The sequence below is a fragment of the Thioclava sp. UBA3469 genome (assembly GCF_002378135.1).
GTDB classification, from domain to species: domain Bacteria; phylum Pseudomonadota; class Alphaproteobacteria; order Rhodobacterales; family Rhodobacteraceae; genus Thioclava; species Thioclava sediminum.
The window spans coordinates 1-4,288 of sequence record NZ_DFRG01000175.1 but is presented as its reverse complement, the minus strand read 5'-3'; the positions used below and the strand labels follow the sequence as shown (position 1 = coordinate 4,288).

Below are 4,288 nucleotides of genomic sequence, written 5' to 3'. Positions count from 1 at the left end.
GCCCTTGGCCTCGGACAGCGGCTTGCCCATCTCGGCGGTCAGGATCGCGGCGAGGTCGTCCTGATTTTCCATCATCAGGTCGTGGAAGCGGCGCAGGTAGCCCGCGCGCTCCTTGCCGGTGAGCGCGGCCCAGTCCGGTTTCGCGGCATGGGCGGCCTCGATCGCGGCGCGGGTGGCGTCCACGTCGAGATCGGCCACCTCGGCGACGGTCTCGCCGGTCGCAGGATCCTGCACGGCGAAGCGCTTCGCGCCCTCGATCCACTCGCCGTTCACATAGGCGCGGGTCTCCAGCAGGCTCGGGTCGTTCAGCTTGAGCATATCAGCCCTCCTTCGCGGCGGTCATCGCCTCTTCGAGGATGTCGAGCGCCTTGGCCATCTGGTCGTCGGGGATGGTGATCGGCGCGAGGAAGCGGATCACGTTGCCATAGACGCCGCAGGTCAGCAGCAGCAGACCGCGGTTGAGCGCTTCGACACGGATGCGCTGGGTCAGCGCTGCATCGGGCTTGCCGTCCGACATCAGCTCGACCGCGACCATGAAGCCGGGGCCGCGGATCTCGGCGATCTCCGGCATGTTGGCGCGGATCGCTTCGAGACGTTGCTTGAGACGCGAGCCGAGCTCGTTGGCGCGGGCGCAGAGGTCTTCTTCCTCGATCACGTCGAGCACCGCGTTCCCGGCAGCGATTCCCAGCGGGTTGCCGCCATAGGTGCCGCCCAGACCGCCCGGGTTCGCCGCGTCCATGATCTCGGCGCGACCGGTCACGGCCGCGATCGGAAGACCGCCGCCCAGACCTTTCGCCATCGTGGTGACGTCGGCCGCGACGTCGTAGGCGTCCATCGCGAACAGCGTTCCGGTGCGCGCGAAGCCGGTCTGCACCTCGTCGGCGATCATCACGATGCCATGCTCGTCACAGAAAGCGCGCAGGCGTTTGACGAAATCATGCGGGGCGGGGTTGAAGCCGCCTTCGCCCTGCACCGGCTCGAAGATCACTGCGGCGAGGCGCGTGGGGTCGAGATCGGTTTTGAACAGGCTCTCCATCGCGGCGAAGCTGTCCTCGGTCGACACGCCATGCAGCGCGTTCGGGAAGGGGACGTGGAACACGTCGGGCATCATCGCACCGAAGCCCGCCTTGTAAGGCGCGACCTTGCCGGTGAGCGTCATCGTCATGAAGGTCCGGCCGTGGAAGCCGCCGCTGAAGGCGATGACCGCGTTGCGGCCCGTGTAGGCGCGGGCGATCTTGATCGCGTTCTCGACCGACTCGGCGCCGGTGGTGACGAAGATCGACTTCTTGTCGAAATCGCCCGGCACCTTTTCGTTGAGCCGCTCGGCGAGGCGCACATAGGGCTCGTAGGGCATCACCTGATGGCAGGTATGGGTAAAGGCGTCGAGCTGGGCTTTCACCGCCTCGATGACTTTCGGGTGGCGGTGGCCGGTGTTCACCACCGCGATCCCGGCGGCGAAATCGATCAGCTCGCGGCCATCGGCATCGGTGACGGTGGCGTTCTCGGCGGAGACGGCGAAGTTCTGGGTCTGCACACCCACGCCCCGGGCAAGGGCGGCGGCGCGGCGGGTCTCGAGGTCGGCATTGCTGGACATGGGCACTCCTCAGGGGCTGGAGAATCACGGAATGATGTGACGCTAGTGTTTAACGGATAACTGTGCAATGTTTAGTTTGTTAAACGAATGGCGAAGGTGCGCGCGCTGGAATTCCGCCCGGTCGCACTCTAGAACAGGCACAGGACAGGAGGCTTGCGGTGAGCGAATTCGACGTGGGCGGACGGCTTCGGGCGATCCGCGAGGACAAGGGATTGTCGCAGCGCGAGCTGGCGCAGCGGTCGGGCGTGACCAATGGGCTGGTCTCGCTAATCGAGCGTAACAAGACTTCTCCCTCGATCACCTCGCTGCGTAAGATCCTCGAAATTCTCGAGACGACGCTGGCGGAGTTCTTCGACAGCGATACGCCCTCCGAGCCCGGCAAGTTCGTCTTCCGGCATTCTGAGCTCACCGAGATCAACCCGGGCCGGATCTACCGCTCGGGTGGCGCGGCGCTCGATGCGCTCTCGCTCAAGCGGGCAGGCAAGTCGGGGCAGACCAACATTCTGCTGCTCTACGAGACCTATGAGCCCGGCGCCGATACCGGGGCGGAGGCCTATGCCCATGAGGGCGAGGAGGGCGGTTTTGTCATCGAGGGCGAGTTGCTGCTGACGGTCGGCGAGACCACCGAGTTGCTGCGCGCGGGCGATGCCTACCTGTTCGACAGCCGCCTGCCGCATCGTTTCCGCAACGTGGCCAAGGCGCGTTGCGTGGTGGTCTCGGCCGCGACCCCGCCGACTTTCTGAGCGGTGCGCTCAGTAATAAGTCCGCTCTGTCAGATCGCTCTCGGCCATCATTTTTTCGCAGGCTGCGAGGAAGGCGGCTTCCGCGCTCGACTGCTTTCGCTGCCGATTGGTGAGCAGGTAGATATTCACCATCGGCAACCCGTCATAGGGCGGCAACTGGCGTAGCCGACCCGACTCGACGTCGCGATGCGCGACGTGCAGCGGCAGCGCCCCGATCCCGATGCCGGCCACGATCATCCGGCGCAGCTCGTGCAGGTTCGAAGACACCCCGCGCCAGCTCGGGGCGAGCTTGGCCCGCGCACGCAGCAGCGAAACCGGGTGAAGGGGGCCGTCCTCGGTCTCGGTCTGAAACGACACCGAGGTCTCGCCTTCGATTTCGGCGAGCGTGATGTCCTCGCGGTCGAAAAGGGGATGGCGCTTGCCGCAAAACAATCCGAAATACTCGCGGTAGAGCACCTGCGCGCGGAGGTTCTCGGGCGTCTTGTGAAGCAGGCAAATCCCCAGGCTCGCCCGATTCTGTTGCACCCGGTTCACCACTTCCTCGCTCTCGGCCACCGTCATCGAGAAGGTCACCTTCGAATGTTCGGTCGCGAAATCATGCAGCACGGCGTCGTAGTGATCCGAGATCACATGCGAGGTCGTCGTGATCGCGATATGGCCGCGCAGCTCCTCCGCGCCGGTCTCCAGCAGGGAGGGAATCTGCGACACCGCGCCGAAGATCTGGGCGCATTCCTGATAGAGCAGGTTGCCCGCCCTAGTGACCTTGAATTCGTTGGGCTTTCGGATGATCAGCTCGTGGCCGGTGCGTTCCTCCAGCCGCTTGAGCGCGGCCGAAATCGTAGGCTGTTTGAGCCCCAGAAGATAGGCCGCCCGGGAGATGCCCCGCTGCTCCACCACCACCATGAAAGTGCGCAGAAGGTTCCAGTCGAGATGCCAGGGGAAACGTTGTTCGTAGGGCTTGACCATAGCCTAGATCTATATTGAAGATTTCTATTATTTATTTGCGCAATGGCGGTCGCCATGCAAGCGTTTCCGTCAACGAGGCTCTGGAAGGGGCGCTCGCCGTGGCGGGACGCGCCGGAAACAAGGCCGCCCGCAGTCATGACCAACAGGAGAAATCCATGACCAACCGCAGAACCGTTCTCAAAACCATCCTCGGGGCTGGCTCGCTCGCCGCGACCGGCATCTCGCTGCCCAGCCTCGCCGCGGCTGACGAGCTGGAGAGCCTCAAGGACAAGGGCGTGATCCGGATCGCCATGTCGGGCGCCTACCCGCCCTTCAACTTCATCAACGATTCGAACGAAGTCGTGGGCTTCGACCCGGCCATCGGCGAGGAGATCGCCAAGCGCATGGGGCTGAAGACCGAGATCGTGACGACCGCATGGGACGGGATCATCGGTGGTCTGCTGGCCAACAAATACGACGCCATCGTCGGCTCGATGTCGATCACGCCCGAGCGCGAGAAGGTCGTCGATTTCGTCGGTCCTTATTACACGACGAAGCGCGCGATCTTCGTGCTGCCCGACAGCCCGATCAAATCCGTTGCCGACCTGAAGGACGTGACTGTCGGCGTGACGCTGGGCGAGACGCACGAAGAGTGGGCGCGTGAGCAAGGCTATGACGTGAAGACCTACAAAGGTCTGCCCGAGCTGATCCTCGAGCTTCAGAACGGTCGTGTCGACGCGATCATCAACGACTCGATCGCGGCGATCCTCGCGATGAAGAAGAACGATTACAAATACCGCATTCTCGACGATCTGAAGACCGACGCGATCGGTGCGGGCATCGCCATCCGCAAGGGCAATCCCGAACTGAAAGACGCGATGCAGAAGGCGCTCGATTCCATGATGGAAGACGGCACCTATGAGAAAATCGCGATGAAGTGGATCGGCGCTGACATCCGCTGATCGGCGCGATCCAAGGAATGGTGGGCAGTCCGTCGTCTGACGGC

Annotated in this window: 5 protein-coding genes; 2 read left to right on the top strand and 3 right to left on the bottom strand. The window is 63.7% G+C overall.

Translation table 11 applies throughout. The annotated features are described in order from the left end of the window. Together B3D39_RS12945 and B3D39_RS12940 are read right to left on the bottom strand one after the other, a co-directional pair. Positions 1–318: aldehyde dehydrogenase family protein (locus B3D39_RS12945; RefSeq protein ID WP_286789771.1), on the bottom strand; the 318-nt coding region annotated here is incomplete at its 3' end. A 1-nt stretch (position 319) separates the two neighbouring features. After that, on the bottom strand, positions 320–1,594 hold the full coding sequence (locus tag B3D39_RS12940) for a 4-aminobutyrate--2-oxoglutarate transaminase (RefSeq protein WP_078548874.1): 1,275 nt from the start codon (positions 1,592–1,594) through the stop codon (positions 320–322). Positions 1,595–1,752: 158 nt separating this feature from the next. On the opposite strand from B3D39_RS12940, the gene B3D39_RS12935 reads away from it, so the two are divergent. After that, on the top strand, positions 1,753–2,337 hold the full coding sequence (locus tag B3D39_RS12935; protein ID WP_078522564.1) for a cupin domain-containing protein: 585 nt from the start codon (positions 1,753–1,755) through the stop codon (positions 2,335–2,337). 9 nt (positions 2,338–2,346) lie between these two features. Here the strand turns inward: B3D39_RS12935 and B3D39_RS12930 are convergent, their stop codons facing one another. Next, entirely contained in the window at positions 2,347–3,303 is a 957-nt protein-coding gene (locus B3D39_RS12930) for a LysR family transcriptional regulator (RefSeq protein WP_274963878.1), read from the bottom strand. 155 nt (positions 3,304–3,458) lie between these two features. Here B3D39_RS12930 and B3D39_RS12925 point away from each other — a divergent pair, with 155 nt between their 5' ends. After that, positions 3,459–4,244 (top strand): ABC transporter substrate-binding protein, encoded by a 786-nt coding sequence (locus B3D39_RS12925; protein WP_078522566.1) that lies wholly within the window; start codon positions 3,459–3,461, stop codon positions 4,242–4,244. The last annotated feature ends 44 nt before the right edge of the window (positions 4,245–4,288 follow it).

Bases quoted from the DNA above. Each gene is read 5' to 3' on its own strand.
- B3D39_RS12940 (WP_078548874.1), bottom strand. From the start codon at position 1,594: ATGTCCAGCAATGCCGACCTCGAGACCCGCCGCGCCGCCGCCCTTGCC.
- B3D39_RS12930 (WP_274963878.1), bottom strand. From the start codon at position 3,303: ATGGTCAAGCCCTACGAACAACGTTTCCCCTGGCATCTCGACTGGAAC.
- B3D39_RS12925 (WP_078522566.1), top strand. From the start codon at position 3,459: ATGACCAACCGCAGAACCGTTCTCAAAACCATCCTCGGGGCTGGCTCG.